This is a genomic window from Fibrobacter succinogenes (assembly GCF_902779965.1).
Taxonomy (GTDB): domain Bacteria; phylum Fibrobacterota; class Fibrobacteria; order Fibrobacterales; family Fibrobacteraceae; genus Fibrobacter; species Fibrobacter succinogenes_F.
This window is the reverse complement of record NZ_CACZDK010000003.1, coordinates 119,315-138,934: the sequence shown is the minus strand read 5'-3', so window position 1 is coordinate 138,934 and position 19,620 is coordinate 119,315. Positions and strand designations below refer to the sequence as shown.

Here is a 19,620-nt window from a genome sequence, read left to right as displayed (position 1 = left end):
CCCATAAAGAACCTCTATAAATTTAATTATATTCCATGCGTGTTCGGACAATTAGGTTACTTAATATCGGAATCTTTTCGAGGATGGAAGCAACACCGCACGGTGATTCTCCCGTCTCTTTTGACGATTTTTCTGTGCTCGCTCCTTTTGACATCTTCTTTTACGGCGTTGGGCGTTTCGTTTAAGCTCATCTCTGTCGAAAAATCATTGTATGTCGTTGAAGCGTTCTTGAGCGAGGACGTTCCCGAAGATTCCATTCCGGTAATCAAGACGCGGCTGGAACATACCCGTCATGTAGAATCGGTGTCGTTTGTGAGCGCGGATTCTGCGCTGGCCGATTTCCGCAATCATTTTTCTGCAGACATGTTGGACCTTGTCGAAGGGAACCCCATCCCGGCGTTTTTCCGTGTGTCTCTGAGTAAAGAGGCTCGTAACCCGCTGGACCTTTCCGAAGTGCGCCATGCAATCGCCGAAGAGTCTTACTTTGAAGAGGTGCAGGCTCCGATAAAATGGGCCTCGCGAATTGCCTCGTGGAAGTTCAAGATGGTCTTTTGGCCGATTTGCGTCAGTATCCTTTTGCTGATTACGCTTTCGCTCATTATTTGCAATTCGGTTCGCCTTTCGCTCATGTCCCGTAAACTCTTGGTCGAGAATATGAAATACGCCGGGGGCAGTTACCTGTTCATCGAGTTTCCGTTTGTGCTGGAAGGGGCTGCTCAAGGTTTTGTCGGGAGTAGCGCTGCTATCTTGTTGCTTGGGCTTATGATTAAGTCCGTGGTGAAAATGTTCCCGATTGTGGCAACCGGTGTTGAATATTTTTTGATCGTTGCACTCTTTACGGTGTTCCTAGAAACGATTCTTGCTGGCTATTTCAGCTTCCGCACGGTGCGCAGTTTCTTGTTTGAAAAGAAAGGTGAGCAAGACTAATGCGCCTTGTTTCTTTGTCTGCATTTTTGCTTTTCGTCTTTGCGGTTGCCGCTTGGGGGGCACCTCTTAAACGGACTGATACGCAGATTGACGAACAAAAGAATGCCTTGAAAAAACTTGAAGTCGACTTGGCGAAAAAGCGCGAGGAACTGGCGGTTCTTGAAACCGAAGAAAAAGGCGTGCTCAATACCATTTCGCTTTTGGACCAGAACTTGAACCGTACGCGATCGTACTTGTCGGAACTTTCGCGCAATGAGGATATGTTGCAAGGGGCGGTAAAGCAACTTGTGATGGATATAGATTCGCTCGATACGAAAATCAAGGATCGCAAGCGCGCTATGCGAAAGCGTGTTCGTAATTTGTATGTACATGGTCGCAGTAATGATGCCGAAATTCTTTTTGATCTTTTGACCAAGAACGGGAACCCGGAACGTGAAGTTTATTGGGTTCACCATTTGCTGAACCGCGACCGCGAGGACGTGGAAACTCTCCGCAATCTCGTGACGGAACGCTCGCAAAAACAGCAGGCGCAACAGAAACACTTGGCTGAACTTTCTAGGTTGCGCTCCCGCAAGGCGGTTGAAGAGCGAGGTCTTGTGGCTCAGATGAACGGTCAGGAACGCATGCTGAATTCTCTCAAGCACGACAAGGCCGTGCAGCGCATGGCGCTCAAGGAATTCGAACGCAACCAAAGGACGATGCTTGCGCTTATCAAAAGGCTCGAAGAGCGCCGCAAGCGCGAAATTGAAGAAGCGAAAAAGGCCGAAGCCGCTCGCCTAGCTGCCCTCAAGAAAAAAGAACGTGATGCCGAGAAAAAGCGCGAGGCTGAAAAAATTCGTGAAGCCGAGAAGGCGCGTGAGGCGGAAAAGGCCCGCCAGCAGACAGAAATGGCAAAAAAGACGGTTCAGGCGCAACCATTCAAGGGGCCGAAGTGCATGCCTCTCGATGGTCCGATTATCAGCGAATATGGTTTGCAAGAACATCCGGTGCTCCATATCATGACGCGTAACTTGGGTGTAGAAATCCGCGGTAAGCGCGGTGGTCATGTTCGTGCTGCGGCCGCGGGAACTGTCGCGATGGTTGCCGAAATTGATGGCCGCGGGCCTTCGGTTATCATTGAACACGAAGATGGAACGTACACGGTGTACGGTCACATGAAAGCAATCCACGTCCAAGAGGGAAAAAGTGTCAAGAAATGCGAAGAAATTGGAGAAGTGGGCGATATTGCTTCGTTAAATGGAATTAAATTGTACTTTCAAGTAAGCGAAGGGACACAAACCGTGGACCCGTTGCAATGGTTAAAACAAAAATGATTGAATATCGCTTGAATGGCCCTGCTTCCCAGGAACGAATCCGCATTCGTCTTATGGCGGCGTTGCGTGAGAACCGCTTCCCGCAGTCGATTCTGATTGACGGTCCTGTGGGTATTGGCAAAAAGGCCTTGGCGATGGAAATTGCCCAGGCGTTGCAGTGCACGAACCCCAGCGTTCGCCCCTGCGGTAATTGCTTTGGCTGCAAGATGGCCGCCGATACCGGCGTAACGGACAACTGGGTTCTTCCAATGGAAGCGAAAGAGGCAAGCGCCCGCAATGCGGCCGATGTCTCTGCTGGGAGTTCTGCAAAGACTATCCAGGATTTTAAACAGGCCTACATCGAAGAAATCACGAAGAACCCGTACCGCGTCGATATTTTCAGTGCCGGCGCCCTTATTTCGGTGGAACTCATCCGTACGATGACCGCCTCTTTTGCGATGAAGGGCGACCGCGTGCGCGTGGTGATTATCGCCGAGGCCGACCGCATGAACGATTCTGCGGCAAATGCGTTCCTCAAGACTCTCGAAGAAGTCCCGCCGAACACTTACTTCATTTTAACGACGTCCTCTCGCGAAAAACTTTTGCAGACGATTCGTTCGCGCTGCTTGGCGCTCCACTTGCCGCCCCTTACCGACGAAGAAGTTCGCGCTGAGGCCATTCGCGTGGGTGGTGAAGATTTTGACGAATCGACTTTGACCGATGATGTCATCGGGCTTGCCGTGGGTTCTCCGGGCATGGCGCTTTATTATGCGGAACATGCTAAAGCTTGGTGCTCCCTTGCGGTCGATTTTATTGAAAAATCGCTTTCGCAGGACTACACGGACCTCTTCTTTGAACTTGAAGATGCCGAACTTGAAGACCCGGCTATCGTGAACCGTTTCCTCGAAGTCCTGTCGTTCTTGATCTCGGATTTGCTGCGCCAACAATCGGGCGCTCCGCTCCGCATTCCGGATGCTACTGGTCGCGTGAACCTCGAACGCTTCCCGCAGGTGGGGGCTTCGGCCTTGGAACTTGCGCTCGTGTGCGTCCAGGAGACCATGTCGAGAATCGCCTCTAGGCGTATGGCGGCGGTGATGTGCCTCCAGAACCTCTCGATGAAACTTTTTGAAGGCTACAAGTGATGGAAGATCTTGTCGCCTCCACATTATCCTCTACGCTTAAGATTCCGCATGCGGTCGCGAGATTCCTTGTGTCGCGTGGCATTAAGACGGTGTCCGATGCGTACCACATGCTGTGCTGTAGCGAAAGCGACGTGCATGACCCGTTCCTCATGATGGGGATGGATAAGGCAGTGGAATGGATTTTGGCCGTTCGCGAACGTGGCGAGCGCGTGTTTATTTTTGGCGACTACGATCTGGATGGCATGACCTCGGTGACGCTTTTGACGCGTTGCTTAAAGAAGGTTGGCATTGAATCGGAATGGCGACTCCCGAATCGCTTTGGCGATGGTTACGGACTTTCGGTTTCTGCTGTCGATGAAATGTACGAGGCTGGCGCTCGTAATTTGATTACCGTGGATACGGGTATTACCGCAAATTTGGAAATTGCCCATGCCAAAGAACTTGGCATGGCGGTCTTGGTTATGGACCACCACCAGCCCTCGGGCGATGGGCTTCCGGTAAGCGATGTGCTTTTGGACCCGCACCAGGATGGGGACGATTATCCGAACCCGGAACTTTGCGGTGTCGGCGTTTCGTATAAGTTTATTTGTGCCTTGTACAGCCGCCTTGGACTTTCGAATCCGGTGGAATACTTGGATTTGGTGGCGCTTGGAACCCTTGCCGACCTTGTGCAGATGACGCCTGAAAACCGTTATTTTACGCGGTCGGGGCTTGAGTGTTTGAAGAATAGCCGCTGGCCTGGCGTGCAAGAAATGTATTCGTCCCTCATGAAACCCCATAGCTGTGTGGGTGGCATCGATGTGATGTACAAGCTAGCTCCGCTTTTGAATGCTCCGGGACGTATGGAGCGGCCGGATCCGGCCCTTAAACTTCTTTTGTGCGAAAACAAGAGCGAGGCTTCGCAGCTCCTTACGGAACTGAAAGAATGGAATAAACGCCGTAAAGATAAAGAAGCCGAAATCACCGAAATGGCGATGGAGCAGGTCAAGGCGCTTTATGGCGAAACTATCCCGACGGTGATTGTTGTGGCCGGTGAAAATTGGCATGTGGGCGTGATTGGCATTGTGGCGGCAAAGCTTGCGCAGGAATTCCACAGGCCTTCTGCAGTGCTTTCGATTATTGACGGCATGGCGCATGCGAGCGCTCGTGCAGTGCCGGGATTCAACTGGCACAAGGCGCTTTTCGAAAGCCGCGAACTTTTTGACCGTTGGGGCGGCCATGCGAACGCTGCTGGTTTCTCGCTGGAAGCGGGGAAAATTGAAGAATTGCGTGGGCGCTTGTTGCAATCGGCGAGAGATCAAGGCTATACGGGTGAAGTTATCAATACCGAAGAATCGTATCCCTTTGATATCAAGATTGCACTACGTGAACTGACTGTAGAAACGCGAGTCCCGACGGGCCGCTATCCGATCCGCGAGCGCTCGATTCTTGAATACATCGATTTGCTGGAACCGTTTGGCGGAAACTTCCCGTATCCAGCATTCCGCGCCGAAGGCGTTACCGTGCATCGTGTGCGCGAACTTCGCGGCGGGCATTTGCAAATGGAAATTTCGCAGGCGGGAAGCGCTGTTTTTCCGGCGATTGCATTTGGCCTCCGCAAGAGCAAGGCCTTGCTCGGGCGTTCTCGCCCGATAACGGTTGTGTTCGAACCGATCTGGAATTATTACAACAACAATAAGACGGTGCAACTTTGCATCAAGTCTATTGAGTAGTGCCATGTTAAAACGAAACGCTCCGCTGCTCGCCTTTTTACTCGTCTTTGTGTCCGTGCTGTACTTTGTCTACAGTATTCCTCAGTATGACCCCATTGTAGATGCTCCGGACCACGAAGGTGGTGCAGTCGAGGACGCTTTTGTCGGGCGTGTCGAAATGCCCTCGATTGATGAGATATACGTGATTGAAAATACGGCTGGTCGCGATTTGAATAAGCTTGCGATGTTCTTGGAAGGTCGCGCTGCAGGGCTGCATTACCTTTCATCGGAGTATTTCAAAAAAGTCAAGGTGCACCGCAAGGAGAACAGGTTCGTTAAGTCCGATGACGATGTGTTCCTTGGACTCCACCTCACGCTCGATAGCCTTGGACGATTCATGGATCCGAAGATTATGTTCTCGGATAGCGATGACGATGTGTTCAAAGTGAAGCTCTTAAAGCACGTCGAATATTTTTGGCGCCTTCCGCCGAGCAAGCAGGGCAAACTCGAAATCTGGATCCCCATTCGCTTCCACGCAAATTAATCCTTTCTTACGAAAGTATTATGAAAATATAACCCATTTGGGCTATAGTATTGTTCCTTTGTTTTTTTTAGCATTGTACTTTGTAAAAGTTTATTCAACAAATACGGTGCTAAAATACTATGACCAGTCATCTAATTCATTCATTACGTTCGCTCCGTTTGGGGCTTGTGCTCATCTTTACCCTGCTTATGGCGGCAACTTCGTGGGGATATATCTTTTATATTGACGAAAACGGAGAAAGGGAGCCCGTATCTCTTTTTAATTATCTCTCAAAAGACATTGACCATATGACGCTTATGCAGAATAACGGTATTTATGTGGTATATGACACCGTAGATCTGGGTGATAAGAATATCGGGTTCGAGGGTAGTATCAAGATTATTTTAATGGATGGAGCTTATTTAAACTGCAACAAATTATATTATAAAAAAGATTTAGGACTTTCAGATGTTCCTTCTATATCCATTTTCGTAGGATCAACTAGCTACAATAAACCCATTTTAGGTACGGGTGTATTAAATGTCAAAAATGGTATTGACCCTACTACAGCATCTAATGTCTCTATAGCTATTTATGGCGGTCACGTCACAACGGATTATAATAATCCTAAAAACGATAGTCATAAAGATAATGTACGCATAGATGTTCAAAATTTTGAATTTCATGGTGGTAATGTCGATGTAGAAGAACTTGACGCAACATCGATTACGCTTGGTTGGAAAAATCCCACAGATTCTTTTAGAGTGCGCAATGTAATTCATGCAAACACCTTCACCATAAAGAATGATTTATACGTCAAGGATGAAAACGGCAAATTTTACAGCGGCCAATTATCTGTTGACAATATTTATAGCATCCTAGACAAAACACTTGTGCCCGCAAAGACTCCTTTCTTCTACATGGACGAAAACGGAGTCGAGCGAAGTGTTGAGGATTATGTCATCCTCGATACACTTTTACCGAACATTAAGGAGTCAACGAAATTGCCGGGTGGCTGGTATGTAGTGAGCGATCGTGTAACTTTTGAGGGCCAAATTGACTTTGGGGACGAGGATGTTAACCTTATCATTGCGGATAATGCCGAATTTAACGTTGTGGAGTATGAAAAGGATATTCTCTTCGGTATAAAAAGCCAAGGAAACTTGAATATTTATGGTCAGAAGAATGGCTCTGGAAAATTGAATGTTTATAGTCAGAAGGGTAGCTATGAATACGTACAAGGTGATATAGGTGCAGGAAGGAATAAAGATCTTATTATAAACGGAATTTCCGTGAAAGTAGGTGGTCAATTGTTTGCTAGTAAAGGTCGTGTTATATTTAACGGTGGTTCTTACAATGTTGGTAGAGTTGAGTCTGGTTCAATCACTTTGGATTGGCGTAAAAAAACTGATTCCATCAAAGTTGGAATGTTTATCGTGGCTGGTGGTCATCAACCGGGGAGTTTTGTTCAAATAGCCGAAGGCAAAGCTTTTGGAGATGAAGACGGCAAAGCCTATACCGGTAAAGTCTATTCGACGGAAACCGTATATGATGCGCTATGGGAAAAAGATGAATATTTAAGCTCGCTTAACGGCAAGACACTTAAGCCGTGCTATGCGGTTACATTCCAAGCGCTGAACGGCACGGAACCTGTGGTTGCTGCAGCGACCTTCAACGAACAAGGCTATGCCAACATTGCTGAGCCGCCGGCTCCAACCCGCAACGGATCCAAGTTTTATCGCTGGTCCACCACTGAAGATGGCACAAGGGGATATTTTTTCAATATCCCTGTCACTGAAAATATGACCCTCTTTGCTCAATGGAACAAAGACAGGCTTGAATATATTGACGAAAATGGTCAATCTCAATCTCTAAATAGTTATACCGTGCTCACAAGCGACCTTATCAAAGCCAACGAAGAAGAAGGCGTCGTCAACCTCCCGGGCGCTTGGTATGTGGTGCATAATACTTTCTACGATAGCGTAGACGTTTATGTTGAGGATTACACGCTCTCGTTCAATGGGGATGCGCATATCATCCTTGCGGATGGCGCAGAACTGAAAGCTGTTGCATATGATAAGACTGTAATCCAATCTTCAGGCAACTTGACGTTTTATGCTCAGACGCTTGGCACGGGTAAGCTAACGGCCTATGATTCGTCAGAAACAAACAGTACAATTCTCGCCCATCAAAAAGTGACCTTTAACGGAGGAATCGTAACCGTAAGAAATGGCCATGCAGCTGGTCGCCCTGCTGTAAAAACCGAATATTATCCCGGAAGAATTTATATTAACAGCGGTATCGTGAATATTTCCTCTAATACCGATGCAGAAGAACCTGAATATACACTCAAGGTTTATGATGTTATCTTGGATTGGCGCAGTGCAAAAGACCGTTATACCTTAGGTTCTGCGGATCGTTTTTCTATTGCAAATGGCAAGACCTTTAAGGAAGAAAATGGCAAAATTTGTCATCGTTATGAATTTGACAACGCCTTTAAGGATAAACCTATAGTGCCATGCTATATCGTGTACATTGATAATCAGGATGGCCTCCAGCCCAAAGAGACTATTGCATCCTTTGACGAAAATGGCGAAGCGCACGTTACAAAGCCCGAAGATCCGACCCGTGTAGGTACAACATTCGTTGGATGGGCTGCTACGAAAGAAGGCTCCAAGGTATTTGACTGGTCCGCCCCTATTTCTGGCCATACAACAGCCTATGCAATATGGGACGATATGAAGCCTGTTGAATATGTCGATGAAAATGGCAAGACGCAGAAAGTGACTGAATATTTCTTGCTTACAAGCGATATCGGTGAACCTGATGAAAATCATTATTTAAGATTTACCGGTGGATGGTATGTTGTGCAAGGCGAAGTGACCTTCTCAAGTGATGCTTTAAATGCTCTCTCATTCAGTGATGATGTTCACCTTATCCTTGCTGACGGCGCCAAACTCAATGTTGAAGCGCAAAACATGTATTTCGATGCTCTTTATATTCATACGCAATCGCGTGGCACGGGTTCGTTCAATGCAAAAAAACTTGGGATTTATGAGAATTTGTGCATCTATGGTGGTAATTTCACTTTTGATGAAATTGCGGCAGATGGTGATGGGGCTACAATCAATGGCGGTAATATAAACGTAGGTCGAATCTATGCTTATGATTTAGTGGTAAATGGAGGCTCCGTAGATGCATCACTAATGGAAGGATGGTCAGTCACTTTAGGTTGGAATTCCACCGATGATCATATTACCGCAGAGGAACTCCGTATAGCAGCTTCTAGCCCCTCCATGGCCATTGATATTGCCAAAGGTAAAGCTTTTAAGGATGAAGATGGCAATATTTATGATGAGCCTGTACCCATTAATTATTATGGATCTTCACTCAGTGGCAAGATGCTTACCCCTCTAAAGTGGATTACCAGTGAGGATATCGTTGTCGATGACATTGCTATTCAGGCTTACACGGGTAATCCTGTTTGCCCCGATGTTGTCGTGAAGGATGGCAAAAAGACGCTTAAAGTCAAGACGGACTACACCGTGGAATGTTTTGAAAATGTGGAAAAATCTTCGACCGCGCCTTATGTGAAAATCACCGGCATGGGTAATTATAGGGGTGATATTGAAAAGCACTTTGCTATCCTCGAAAGGACTGCAGATTTCGCCTCAGTCGGAATTTTCAAGGATGAGGATGGACTTTCGATTGCAGCCATCGATGCTAATTATGGTGAAGACGGAACTGTGAATATTGACGAAGAAATTACGGTCGATTCGGTTAAGTTCGAACGTAGCTTTACGAAAGAATCTCGTTCTACCATCGTCTTGCCGTTCAGCGTAAGCACGAGCCAAATCAAGGGTCTAAAGCAAGTCCTTGCATTCAGCAAAATCGTGGTGGAAGACGGTCAAAAGGCTGTCGGCATGCATGTCGTCTGGGAAAACACATCGTCTGAACATGTGACATTGAACGCTTACACGCCGTATATCGTTTTGATGGATGGCGATAAGTTCGATATCGAAGGCTCTGTGACGCTCGAAGTCACGAGGGATGCTGTTGACAATGGTACGAACAAGTCTTCGGAATGGGAATTCCGCGGAAGCTTGACTTATAAGAAATGGGAAGAAGGCAATCCTGAACTGGGTAGCATTTACGGATTTGCCGGCAACGCAGACAAAAAAGCCGGCGTAGAAGTGGGTGATTTTGTCAGGGTTGCCGCAGGAGCATGGGTTAACCCGATGCGTGCTTACCTTGTCAAGAAACCTTCCGCTTCGGCTGTCCGTGCTAACGGTGCCATCGCCAAGACGGCTACGACAAGCTCTATTGACGAACTCCCGGCGTCTATGCGCATCGTGATTATCGACGATGAAGAAACCGAAGAAGAGCATACGACCGTTATCGGGCAGCACAATGTCCGCACGACTCCGTACCGTGTGAACTTTATGCCGCATACTTACGACCTTAAGGGCCGTATCGTGAGCAACGGAAAGAAGGCTCGTGGAGCTTACTACGGAAAGAAGTTTGTGAAATAAAGCCGTTGAAAAATGACGAAATTAGAATTGAAAAAGAGAAAATATAAACGGCCTGAAATGAAGGTGTTTCCCATCCGTGTGCAGGGAGCACTCCTTGATTCCAGCTACCCGGACAGAATGAGAATTATCATTTTGGATGACTAAATAATCTAGAATTGTAATAAGTCTTTCTATCCATTTACGAGGCGGTATCGCATGTTGCGACCGCCTTTTTTGTCGCTATTCGCGCCTTTTGGGAACAAAAAAATACCCCAGACTTTTAGTCCGGGGCGAAAATGCTTGTAGCTCAAAGTGAGCCGTAGGCGGGTACGCCCATGGCCCGTATTGTTATTACGCTCTGAGAATATCAACGAGCTCTTTCGCGTTCTTTTCGATGAGAACGAAGGCTTCGAACATGCGGGCTTCACGCCACTTGGTCAGGTACTTCGTCTGCCAGTCCACGGCAATCATGTCCGGATCTTTCGGACCGTTTTCGTTCTGGTACCAGACTTCTTTCGTGATTTCGCGGATCATGGCGCCCATTTCGGCAGCTGGCTGGAGCGATCCTTTGCAAAGGAGCAACGCACGCAGGTTGTCGAGCAGAATTTCATCAGAAGGGATTTCAGCATCTTCGTGAGCGCATTCCCAAATTTCTTGGCGGTGGCGTTCAGTCCAGCCCATCAAGTAATTTTTGGTCTTTTCAAGCTCGCCTTTGGCCAGCTTTTCATCGACCGCTTCGCGCGGATAATATATGCTATTTGGATAGAATTCAATCATGATCTACCTCCTTCTGCGAAGTTGAAGCACAAAAACAATGCCCGGGGCGGGACTTGAACCCGCACGGAGTTGCCCCCAAGGGATTTTAAGTCCCCAGTGTCTACCATTCCACCACCTGGGCAGGTTGTGCGTGCAGAATATAGCAAATTTGAACGGACTCGATGACAAAATTGTGCTAAATTGCGTGGAAATAGTCATATTTTTTCTTAAAAAAATATTTTCTGTTTACAAATATTTACTTTTGAGTGTGCATTAATATATATTTCGAGTTAGGCCAAAGTTAAAAAGAGGATTACTTTTATTGTTAATTTTGGAGTTGTCCACTTTGGAGATTTCTGTATGTTGAATCACTGTTCTAAAAAAAGCGGCTTTACCCTAGTAGAAGTTGTTATTGTCGTAGCAATAATGGGTGTCTTGGCTACGATGGGGGTTGCTGGCCTGAGAGGGGCTGTTGCCAATAGTCGAATGAAAGATTGCGCTATAAATACAGCTGCTTTTTTGGAACGCATTGCTAACGATGCAAACCGAATGTCGAAGCGTCTTTGCGTGAAAATGTCTAGTAGTAATGAACAGGAACTTCAAGTTTATGAACCGGTTGAAGGCTCTTGCGACGTAGATAAACCTGATGCATTGTACGATGTGTTTAATATCGAATCTCCGGCAAAATTTAGCTGTGATGATGTTGATCTAGATATTTTTAGCGGTAAAGATTGGGCTCAAAATGGAGCTATGTTTGTTCCGCGTATAGGACTTTCTGCTACACCTTCGGAAGGGTATATTTGTATGCAGTACGGTGGCCAGTATGTTTACGGGCTAATCGAAAAAACGAAAAACAATAACGCGATTGTTCCGATGTGGAGAGCGGGAGACTTCTGGAGCAAGTTGTAGGTAGACTATGGCGAAACTCTTCAAAAATAAGAAAAGCTTCGGTGTTGTTGTATCCTTGGTCGTTGTGGCGCTCCTTGGTTTTAGCTATATGGCAATGCGGAATCTGGGCGGAAACGGCGATGCTTTGTTGCGTATCCGAGGACGCGATGGTGCTGTCGAAGTTGCCCAGCAAGTTTTGGACTCTTTGAAATCTGTTGGGGTGGAATCGATTCCATCGAAGGCTCTAGCTGATACAACTTTTAATGTCCAGAAAATCAATCGCAAGTGGGCTCGTGGCCTTGGCGATTCCGCTACTGTGACATATTCTTCGCAGGTGACTGTTGCGGCTACGTCCAGTAATTCGCTGCAAACTCCGGCTCCGTTCGAGCTCGCTTCACATATTTACGCCAAGCAAGTTACGGTTACGGTCTTCTGGAATTTCAAAGGTTCCAAGCAATCCATCGAAGTTTCTAGCGTTATTCGATAGATGAGAGAACGAAAAAGTAGACAGTAAACAGTAGGCAGCCCTTCGACAGGCTCAGGGACCTGACTAGGTTGGTGAGCTTGCCGAACCATGCCGCGATTATATAACTTCCTACTGACTACTTCCTACTTAATTTCCCATATTAACTATTTCAATAAATGCATAATCACGGGCCGGTTCTTGCCGGCTTCTGTTTTATGTATCGTGAGCTTTCCTGTGCTGTCGTAGCTGAACTGATCGCCGATGCGCTCGCCGAATACATAAGTGAGACTGTCGCGAAGAACTCCATTGGGGTACCAATTGCGCCAGATGCCGTGCGGTTTATCTTTGCCTTCTGGACCTACTATCCAAAAACCTTCGCTAGCCATTTTGCCGCCTGTGCTATCGGGATAAAAACTGCGACTTTCGATGAGGTGGGATGTGCCGTCGTTCTTTTTGTCAAGTTCCCATAATTCCTCGTACAACAGGCTGTGCTTTGCCTTGATATAACGCAGTGATGCGGGATGTTTCCCGATGTTTTGTTTGTATTTGTCTTTGAAACTCAGGGTGCAGCTATCGAGTGTTCCGCTTGGGAGCGTGGAACGGACAAACGAAGTTTCGGCGCAGAATAGTGTAGACGAGTTTTCACAAGTGCCATAAGAAATCCCGGAACTTTCAGTTGGACCGTCTGTTCGTTGCGGAATAAAGTTGCTTTCGCGAATGACTTTGCTGTTCTCGTCAAACCACTGTATTTTGGTGATGCCGTCTATTTCATTAGATTCAATTCTCTTGATGAGTGAACCGTCTGCTCTGTAGTAGCTTGGCGAGAGAATGAGGGCATCGGCGTAGTATGTGCCTTCTTCCATGATTTGAGACTTGTTGCAGTCTTCTTCGGTGGAGGCGGGTTCTCCATATGATTCGTAATATTTTTTGTAAGAGCCGTCTAAACGACCGTTGATGCATTCAAATTCTTCCAAGATTTTGCAGTTGCGGCCATAGCGTTTGATGAATCCCGCAATTGGTTCGTATTTGCCGTCTTTGGAAAATCCCTGTTCGTTTTGATGGCAATTGTTTTCTTCGGCGAGTATGCCGTTGTCGTGCCATTTTTTCCACACGCCAGTCGCTAATCCGTTCTCGTCGTAATGCTCTTCGAACGCTTTGTTCTGGTTGTGGTGCCAGCCTTCCCAGTCGCCAACAGGGTGGTCGTCCTTGTAATATTGGACGGCTTCGACTTTCTTGTTCTGGTAATAGATGGTCCACTTGCCGTCTTTCTTCCCTTTGTTGTAATTGCCGATCATCGCAACATCGCCAAAACCCGTCCAGCGCTTGAATTCGCCGTGCGGTTCACCATCTTTATAAGGAATTTCGAATTCCTTGATACCATCGTTGTACCATTCATTGCGTTTCAGAACGGTTCCGTCCGGGTAAACCCAGATGGAGGTCTTTTTGACACCATTTACGTGCCTGTCCAGGATTTGTTCTTCGGCTCGCTCGACAGTACAGCCGGCGAAATAGCATAAAAGTGCAGAAAATGCGATTAATTGACGGAGCTTCATTGTTCGTAAAGTAGAAAAAAAGTAATTTCTAGATGTGAACGAGCAAACAAAAAAAATAATTGCAGAAACTTTGCACATGAAAATCCAGACGCCATGGGTGTGGCTCGTCGTTGTGCTGACGATTTGCCTCACGGCGTTGTTCTATGTTTCGCAAAAACCGCAGGTGGCTGTTTATTCCCAGTATGTCAAGTCGCTTTGCGATTACCAGTATGCCGATGCGAGCCTGATGCGCTCGATGGAACATGTCCGGAGCGGTTATGGGGTGGATTCGGCGGTAGTCCTTGCGCAGGTGATGACGCTTCGCGAAGTGGCGCTTTCGTTCGAAGGCGGCATCCAGAAGTTGGAACAGGCTGGGTTCTCGGCTCCGACTAAGGCTTCGGTCGCCAATTTCAAGTCGAGTGTGCTTGCAAAAGTTTCTTGCTTGCAGCGTTACCTTTCGGAACGTTCTGCCTGGTTTGACGAACTTGAAAAAGTTTACCGCCTAATGGAAATGAATTCGGCTGGCGTCGAATTGCCGCTTATGCGTAAATTGGATTCCGCGAGGGCAGGGTATGCTGTATTGCCCGATAGCCATTTGGATTTGCCCGTGTCGATTAATCGACGCGTAGAATTGTTGCTCCAAAAGAATCTGGATTTGCATAACGCCTGGCTCCAGTTCGACAACGACAAGACGCTTAGCGCGAGTGACGAACTGCTCCATTTTTTCCAGATGGAAAACGTCAAAGAAATTTCGTTGTCGGCAAATATCCCGCTAGCGTTCTATTTCTTGTCGCTAGTCCTTTTGCTTGCAACGTTCTTCTTTATATTCAAGTCTAAACAGTAAGGAATTGAAATGTCTTTTTTCCGTGTCCGTAAAGTTGCCTTTATTAATTTCGGTTTGTTGTTTATTTTTCTGGCTAGTTGGATTTCATGGTACATTTATCCGCTTGCAAGAACTATTACAAAAGAATTTTCAGCCTATGAAATGACGGATGGCTCATTTGAATACGGAATGTCAGAAGAACTGGGATTCCTTGCAGAGCATGTTTTTTATGGCAAGGTGAGCTATGCGGCTGTGCCGAGCTTGTTCGGTGGCACGAATATCCCGTTTTTCGATAAAATCTTTTTCCAGCTCAACGGCGACACGAAGTGCACGTTCGTCCTTTATGCAAACGATGAAATTCTTGACGAGATGGCGGAATGGTATGATTTCTCGGCGACGAATGCAAGCGATGTCCCGATGGAAGTACGTGCTGTAAAAGTGGGCGACAAGTATATCGTTAAGTCTATGGAATCGACGGATGGCTCGCTAAGCTGGAATTTCTTGATGGACGGCTATCATTTTTATTGGTGCTTTATGGGCGTGAGTTTAGTCGCCTTTATGTTTACGGTTGGTCTTGTGCTGGTGGTTGTTGGAATTTTGTACAAACCGCGCCGAGTTGTGGAACAGGAATCGTCTAGCGACGAGGAATGATGCGTTTAAGTTTAGTTGTTCCTGTGTTGTTAGCGTTGATGCTTGTTGGTGTGCAGGCTTTTGCGACACCTAATGCACTTGCCTCTAATGCGCCGGATTCGCTAATGGTTCCAGTTGGTTCATCGGATGTTCAAAGCCCAACGGGGATCTGGTGGCCGAAGGCTGTTAAAGCAAAATCGAAGACAACCCACAAGAATGCTTCGCAAATGAAAAGTCGCGCGAATGCGGCCAAGTCGTCCGTGGTTGTATGGTTCCATGGTGGCATGGGGAGTAGCAATTGTGCCAAAGGGCTTGTCGCCGGTATGGACTTTGCAAATCTTTATTCTGAAAAAATTGTGATAAGCGTGTCCGCTTGTCGCGAGAATCATTGGGTCACGAAGAACATGATTGGTGTGGTTGATGCCGCGCTTGATTCTGTGGCTGCAAGGCGCAAGTCTCCGGTGGAGCGTGTTTCTTTGGTGGGTGTTTCGGATGGTTCTTTGGGCGTGCTAGTCTATTCGCTAGAAGGGCGCCGGTTGGTGGATGACCGCTTGCTCATGAGTTCGTTTGGCGGATTCTTGGGAGAACCCACTCCGCTTGCGGTGTCGCCAAAAATGCATACGGGGCGGTGGCGCTTTTTGCAGGGCGGCAAAGATCGGCTTTATCCGTCGGACCAAACGGTTCCTTGGATAACGGATTTTTGCAAGGCGGTTCAGGTGGACTGCGAACTCCGGTTTGACCCGGAGGGCGAACACGACTGGTCGTATTGGAAAGACAAACGCATGGAATGGATTCGCGAAGCTGTTCGCAAATAGCGCGAAAGAAATGGCGCGGATGATGACCCCGCCCGCATGACGTTCATTGTGCATTTCTCTTTAACGGCCTTCTATAAATACCCTTATTTATAGACCTCCCCTTGACAAAAGGGCTTTTTTTTTCAAAATTTGGTGCACCACGCGGATGTGGTGGAATTGGTAGACACGCTAGATTCAGGTTCTAGTGCTCGCGAGGGCATGAAGGTTCAAGTCCTTTCATCCGCACTGAAAAACCCGGTAGTTCGCTACCGGGGTTTTCGTTTTGTGTGAGTGCAGTGACGCGGTTTCCCTCGACCAAGGTCTGCTTGGTGATGCGGTTACCCTAGGTCAAGGTCCGGTCGGTGGAGAGGTCATCCTCGTGAAACGAGGATCCATACGATTCTATTTGCGATTATGTGAAGTATGGATTCTCCTCCGGAGAATGACGATGGCTCGACACACGTTCTGGAGGTTGTCTCCTTCGGAGAATGACGTCTTGTGGGCAATTCCGCTATAATTTTTTTTGCTAGCATTGAATTGCGATGAGCGAAGCTTTTGAAGAAATTGAACCTTGCGAATTTTCGTTAGAGGAAATCGTTGGCGAACATGTTGTTTTGCGACCGCTTGGTGAAGCGGACGCGCAGTCGCTGTTCGAACTGATTGACGAATCTCGAGAGTTTTTGCAGGAACATTTGCCGTGGCCGGAGGAATGTACTTCGGTTGAAAGCGTTGCCTCAAGAATCGATTCTTGGAACTTGCAGGCGCAGATGGCGAATGGCGCTTGCTGGGGCATTTTCGAGAAGGTCGCTAATGCAGACCTGAAAATCGCAGGTTGCATTATGCTGGGGTGGGTGCAGTGGAAGCACCGTTCGGCAACAGTTAGTTATTGGCTTGGAAAGAATTTTTGCGGTCGAGGCTTGGCGACGGAAGCGTTGTTGTTGGCATCAAGCGAAGCTTTTGCGATGGGACTGAATCGCCTCGAACTGACATCTTCGGTCCATAACCCGAAGAGTGCTGCGGTTGCCCGCCGTGCTGGCTTCCAAGAGGAAGGTCTCTGCCGCGAGTACGAACGAATCCACGGGAATTTCGAGGACCATTTGCGATTTTCGCTCCTTGCGCGCGACTTGCTTGATGCGGAATAGCTGACGCACTCTCGTCTGAATTTCGGGGCGTTGCGGGGTGTCCCCGCTAGAGGGGGTGTATGGAAGACTTGCCCTAGATCCTTCGACTGTGTTCACTACGGTCCTTCGGCAGGCTCGGGGACCTTTTCTGGTGGGTGTGCTTAAAGGGCAAGGCTGCAATCAGGGGGAGACTTCCCCCACAACTTGTGTTCTCGCAACGGTTTAACGCCTAATTTCTGATGGTTGTGGGGGCAATGTCCTGTAACCAAATGGTTACCTCAGTAAACGAGAAAGCGTTTTTAGTTTTTGAAATTGCCTTGAAACTCTTCTATTTTTGAAAATATGGAAACAGGAGAAAATCACATAGTTGAACCTGATGTTCTGCAATACACGAACTACCGTGTGTATTTGCGGGACTACTATGAGTATAAGAAGAAGACGGTTCCAGCGTTTAGCCTCCGTTTCTTCGCAGAGAAGGCTGGGCTTTCGAGCCACGCCCATCTTAAGCTCACTATTGACGGCAAGAGAAACATTACAAAGAATACGGTAGTAAAGCTCATTCACGGTCTCGGCTTGGATGGCCAGCGTGCCGCATATTTTGAAAGTCTTGTTTTCTTCAATCAGGCTCAGACGGATGCGGATAAACAGGTTTATTACGCTCAGCTTTTGAAGGCTAGCCCGCGTTCTAAACTGCACAAGATGGACAAGGCCCAGTTCCGTATTTTCCGTGAATGGCACCATTCCGCCATTCTTGAAATGGTGGCTCTCAAGGATTTTCGCCCGATTCCAGATTGGATTTCTAGACGCCTCGGTGGGCTAGTGACGCCTGCGCAGGTGACCGAGTCGCTTAAATTGTTGGTGGAAGTGGGACTTTTGGTGAAGACCGCTAACGGTTTCCGTCAGCGCGACCCGCTGATTACGACGGACGATGAAGTCCAGGATTTGATGGTCAAGATGTACCATTTGCAGATGTTGAAGCTCTCTGCGAGCATGCTTTCGGCGCTTCCGGGCGCACAAAGGGACGTTTCGGCCCTGACTTTTAGCATAAAGCGCGAAGATTTCCCTAATTTGAAAAAACATTTGCAACTAATGCGTAAAGAACTGCTAGATTTTTCTGCTAAAGCGGGTGAAGCGGAAGAAGTTGTGCAAGTCAACATTCAGCTGTACCCTCTAACACGAGGAGTATGATGCGTTCTTTGATTTCAATAATCGGTTGTGTGCTTTTGGCACTGTGGTATGCTGGGTGTTCTGAATCCGACACTACAGCCGGTATTGAAATTGGAAATCCGGAGATTGCTTCTAGGAACGTTGGTTTTACGGCTAATTTCTCGATTGATTATTCGGAAACGAAAAAGGCTTCTCTGGCGAAGTCCGCATCTGACGATGAATATGTGGTCATCGATACGTTCCGCCTTGTGCTTACGGAGGTCTTAGCCACTTGTAGTTATTATAATAAAAGCAACGGAAAACGGCAGGATAATGGTGATTACCTTGGGCCGGACAGGAAAAACACAGCTGCTGTGCTCCCGGTTTCGTTTGCGGACGGGGCTGTTTACAGGGATCCTTTTAAAAACCTCGATTTGTCAACTCATGGAATCCTCAAGGAAATAAAGGTTTCGTTCCAGATTATTCGTGAGGGTGGCTTTAACTCAATTTCTGGTCGTGTTCGCGTTGGTGATAAAAAGGTTCCTTTTGTTTATGAATTGTCCCATTTCCAGTTGTTCAGCTTGTTTTATCGCAATTCGCAGATTGATATTCAAGATTCGTTAGTGAACTTGTCTGTAATATTCCATGTGCACCGTTTTATCGACGGAATTGATTTCGCATCTGCAGAAGTTGGCGAAGATGGCGTGATTCATATAAGTGAAAATTCCAATGAAAACGTTTGGAAAATCTTGAATGAACGCTTTATTCCTAGTTTCCTTTCCTTGCAGTATGAATATACGAATGACGAAGGTTTGACAATTAAAGATTATACCTCTGATGTATTGAATGAACTGAATAATGTGTTCTATGAAAACATTATTACTAACGGAAACTTTAAGGACGGTGGACAAGACTGGATTTTCTATACGCAATTTGGCGGTGCTGCGGATACCGCGATAATTGAAGAAGACAAATCTAATTTGATGAAGGTCCATGTTTCGGAAGGTGGTTCTGAGTCCTATAGTGTGCAAATCCTCCACGAAGATATTTCTGTAGCGAAAGGTGCTAAGTACAAGTTTGTATTTACGATTTGGTCTGACATCGAAACAGAAATTACGGCACGTCTTGGATCGTATATCACGTATGAAAAAATTGGTTTTGAAGAACATGTGCCTGTCACGAAAACGGGTCGTTCGTTCGAAGTCGAATTTACGGCGATTGTGACGGACCCGTTTGCTCGATTGGACTTGAATCTTGGAAAGAATGAAGCCACGTTCTGGATCAAGGATGTGCAAATTATAAGGATTAAATAGTTATGGGACTAAGTTACTAGAATGTTTTAATGCTTTTTTTCTAGTAACTACTAGCTATTAATTAG

The 19,620-nt window shown here is 47.0% G+C and carries 16 protein-coding genes and 2 tRNA genes; 15 read left to right on the top strand and 3 right to left on the bottom strand.

Annotated features, from left to right (window positions below):
* The first annotated feature begins 39 nt into the window (after positions 1-39).
* The 6 genes from HUF13_RS02245 to HUF13_RS02220 all read left to right on the top strand — a co-directional run bounded on the left by HUF13_RS02245 (position 40) and on the right by HUF13_RS02220 (position 10,107).
* A complete protein-coding gene (locus tag HUF13_RS02245) occupies positions 40-927 on the top strand; it encodes an ABC transporter permease (RefSeq protein ID WP_173473619.1) in 888 nt (295 codons plus the stop codon).
* The gene (locus HUF13_RS02240) at positions 927-2,240 is read left to right on the top strand and encodes a murein hydrolase activator EnvC (protein WP_173473618.1); all 1,314 of its coding nucleotides are present in this window, start codon (positions 927-929) and stop codon (positions 2,238-2,240) included. The genes HUF13_RS02245 and HUF13_RS02240 overlap by 1 nt, the downstream gene beginning before the upstream one ends.
* Positions 2,222-3,361, top strand: coding sequence for an AAA family ATPase (locus HUF13_RS02235; RefSeq protein ID WP_304038720.1), 1,140 nt, complete (start codon positions 2,222-2,224; stop codon positions 3,359-3,361). The genes HUF13_RS02240 and HUF13_RS02235 overlap by 19 nt, the downstream gene beginning before the upstream one ends.
* Positions 3,361-5,073, top strand: a complete 1,713-nt coding sequence (recJ, locus tag HUF13_RS02230; protein WP_173473617.1) for a single-stranded-DNA-specific exonuclease RecJ — start codon at positions 3,361-3,363, stop codon at positions 5,071-5,073. Before HUF13_RS02235 ends, recJ begins: the two co-directional genes overlap by 1 nt.
* A gap of 4 nt (positions 5,074-5,077) precedes the next feature.
* On the top strand, positions 5,078-5,596 hold the full coding sequence (locus HUF13_RS02225; RefSeq protein ID WP_173473616.1) for a hypothetical protein: 519 nt from the start codon (positions 5,078-5,080) through the stop codon (positions 5,594-5,596).
* A gap of 119 nt (positions 5,597-5,715) precedes the next feature.
* Complete coding sequence (locus HUF13_RS02220; RefSeq protein WP_173473615.1) at positions 5,716-10,107, top strand: InlB B-repeat-containing protein; 4,392 nt, start codon at positions 5,716-5,718, stop codon at positions 10,105-10,107.
* 330 nt (positions 10,108-10,437) lie between these two features.
* Here the strand turns inward: HUF13_RS02220 and HUF13_RS02215 are convergent, their stop codons facing one another.
* Complete coding sequence (locus HUF13_RS02215) at positions 10,438-10,863, bottom strand: hypothetical protein (RefSeq protein WP_173473614.1); 426 nt, start codon at positions 10,861-10,863, stop codon at positions 10,438-10,440.
* 38 nt (positions 10,864-10,901) lie between these two features.
* Positions 10,902-10,984, bottom strand: a tRNA-Leu gene (locus HUF13_RS02210).
* Positions 10,985-11,202: 218 nt separating this feature from the next.
* Between HUF13_RS02210 and HUF13_RS02205 the strand changes: the two genes are divergently transcribed.
* Together HUF13_RS02205 and HUF13_RS02200 are read left to right on the top strand one after the other, a co-directional pair.
* Positions 11,203-11,751 carry a Tfp pilus assembly protein FimT/FimU gene (locus HUF13_RS02205; RefSeq protein WP_173473613.1) on the top strand — a complete coding sequence of 183 codons (549 nt, stop codon included), beginning with the start codon at positions 11,203-11,205 and terminating at the stop codon, positions 11,749-11,751.
* A gap of 7 nt (positions 11,752-11,758) precedes the next feature.
* Positions 11,759-12,217 carry a type II secretion system protein gene (locus tag HUF13_RS02200; RefSeq protein ID WP_173473612.1) on the top strand — a complete coding sequence of 153 codons (459 nt, stop codon included), beginning with the start codon at positions 11,759-11,761 and terminating at the stop codon, positions 12,215-12,217.
* 143 nt (positions 12,218-12,360) lie between these two features.
* On the opposite strand, the gene HUF13_RS02195 is transcribed toward HUF13_RS02200, so the two are convergent.
* A complete protein-coding gene (locus HUF13_RS02195; RefSeq protein ID WP_304038718.1) occupies positions 12,361-13,749 on the bottom strand; it encodes a toxin-antitoxin system YwqK family antitoxin in 1,389 nt (462 codons plus the stop codon).
* Positions 13,750-13,783: 34 nt separating this feature from the next.
* Here HUF13_RS02195 and HUF13_RS02190 point away from each other — a divergent pair, with 34 nt between their 5' ends.
* The 7 genes from HUF13_RS02190 (at position 13,784) to HUF13_RS02160 (ending at position 19,555) form a co-directional block, all read left to right on the top strand.
* Positions 13,784-14,572 carry a hypothetical protein gene (locus HUF13_RS02190; protein WP_304038717.1) on the top strand — a complete coding sequence of 263 codons (789 nt, stop codon included), beginning with the start codon at positions 13,784-13,786 and terminating at the stop codon, positions 14,570-14,572.
* A 9-nt stretch (positions 14,573-14,581) separates the two neighbouring features.
* Positions 14,582-15,202, top strand: a complete 621-nt coding sequence (locus HUF13_RS02185) for a hypothetical protein (RefSeq protein ID WP_173473609.1) — start codon at positions 14,582-14,584, stop codon at positions 15,200-15,202.
* A complete protein-coding gene (locus HUF13_RS02180; RefSeq protein ID WP_304038715.1) occupies positions 15,199-15,996 on the top strand; it encodes a hypothetical protein in 798 nt (265 codons plus the stop codon). Before HUF13_RS02185 ends, HUF13_RS02180 begins: the two co-directional genes overlap by 4 nt.
* Before the next feature lie 141 nt (positions 15,997-16,137).
* A tRNA-Leu gene (locus HUF13_RS02175) sits at positions 16,138-16,221 on the top strand.
* Positions 16,222-16,517: 296 nt separating this feature from the next.
* Positions 16,518-17,117 carry a GNAT family N-acetyltransferase gene (locus tag HUF13_RS02170; protein ID WP_173473608.1) on the top strand — a complete coding sequence of 200 codons (600 nt, stop codon included), beginning with the start codon at positions 16,518-16,520 and terminating at the stop codon, positions 17,115-17,117.
* Between the two features lie 321 nt (positions 17,118-17,438).
* Positions 17,439-18,284 carry a TIGR02147 family protein gene (locus HUF13_RS02165; RefSeq protein WP_173473607.1) on the top strand — a complete coding sequence of 282 codons (846 nt, stop codon included), beginning with the start codon at positions 17,439-17,441 and terminating at the stop codon, positions 18,282-18,284.
* On the top strand, positions 18,281-19,555 hold the full coding sequence (locus HUF13_RS02160) for a carbohydrate binding domain-containing protein (RefSeq protein WP_304038713.1): 1,275 nt from the start codon (positions 18,281-18,283) through the stop codon (positions 19,553-19,555). The genes HUF13_RS02165 and HUF13_RS02160 overlap by 4 nt, the downstream gene beginning before the upstream one ends.
* Positions 19,556-19,620 lie beyond the last annotated feature (65 nt).

What these genes read in the sequence shown, in the direction of transcription:
- HUF13_RS02240 (WP_173473618.1), top strand. Translation starts at nt 927, where the DNA reads ATGCGCCTTGTTTCTTTGTCTGCATTTTTGCTTTTCGTCTTTGCGGTT.
- HUF13_RS02235 (WP_304038720.1), top strand. Translation starts at nt 2,222, where the DNA reads ATGGTTAAAACAAAAATGATTGAATATCGCTTGAATGGCCCTGCTTCC.
- recJ (WP_173473617.1), top strand. Translation starts at nt 3,361, where the DNA reads ATGGAAGATCTTGTCGCCTCCACATTATCCTCTACGCTTAAGATTCCG.
- HUF13_RS02225 (WP_173473616.1), top strand. Translation starts at nt 5,078, where the DNA reads ATGTTAAAACGAAACGCTCCGCTGCTCGCCTTTTTACTCGTCTTTGTG.
- HUF13_RS02220 (WP_173473615.1), top strand. Translation starts at nt 5,716, where the DNA reads ATGACCAGTCATCTAATTCATTCATTACGTTCGCTCCGTTTGGGGCTT.
- HUF13_RS02215 (WP_173473614.1), bottom strand. Translation starts at nt 10,863, where the DNA reads ATGATTGAATTCTATCCAAATAGCATATATTATCCGCGCGAAGCGGTC.
- HUF13_RS02205 (WP_173473613.1), top strand. Translation starts at nt 11,203, where the DNA reads ATGTTGAATCACTGTTCTAAAAAAAGCGGCTTTACCCTAGTAGAAGTT.
- HUF13_RS02200 (WP_173473612.1), top strand. Translation starts at nt 11,759, where the DNA reads ATGGCGAAACTCTTCAAAAATAAGAAAAGCTTCGGTGTTGTTGTATCC.
- HUF13_RS02195 (WP_304038718.1), bottom strand. Translation starts at nt 13,749, where the DNA reads ATGAAGCTCCGTCAATTAATCGCATTTTCTGCACTTTTATGCTATTTC.
- HUF13_RS02185 (WP_173473609.1), top strand. Translation starts at nt 14,582, where the DNA reads ATGTCTTTTTTCCGTGTCCGTAAAGTTGCCTTTATTAATTTCGGTTTG.
- HUF13_RS02180 (WP_304038715.1), top strand. Translation starts at nt 15,199, where the DNA reads ATGATGCGTTTAAGTTTAGTTGTTCCTGTGTTGTTAGCGTTGATGCTT.
- HUF13_RS02170 (WP_173473608.1), top strand. Translation starts at nt 16,518, where the DNA reads ATGAGCGAAGCTTTTGAAGAAATTGAACCTTGCGAATTTTCGTTAGAG.
- HUF13_RS02165 (WP_173473607.1), top strand. Translation starts at nt 17,439, where the DNA reads ATGGAAACAGGAGAAAATCACATAGTTGAACCTGATGTTCTGCAATAC.
- HUF13_RS02160 (WP_304038713.1), top strand. Translation starts at nt 18,281, where the DNA reads ATGATGCGTTCTTTGATTTCAATAATCGGTTGTGTGCTTTTGGCACTG.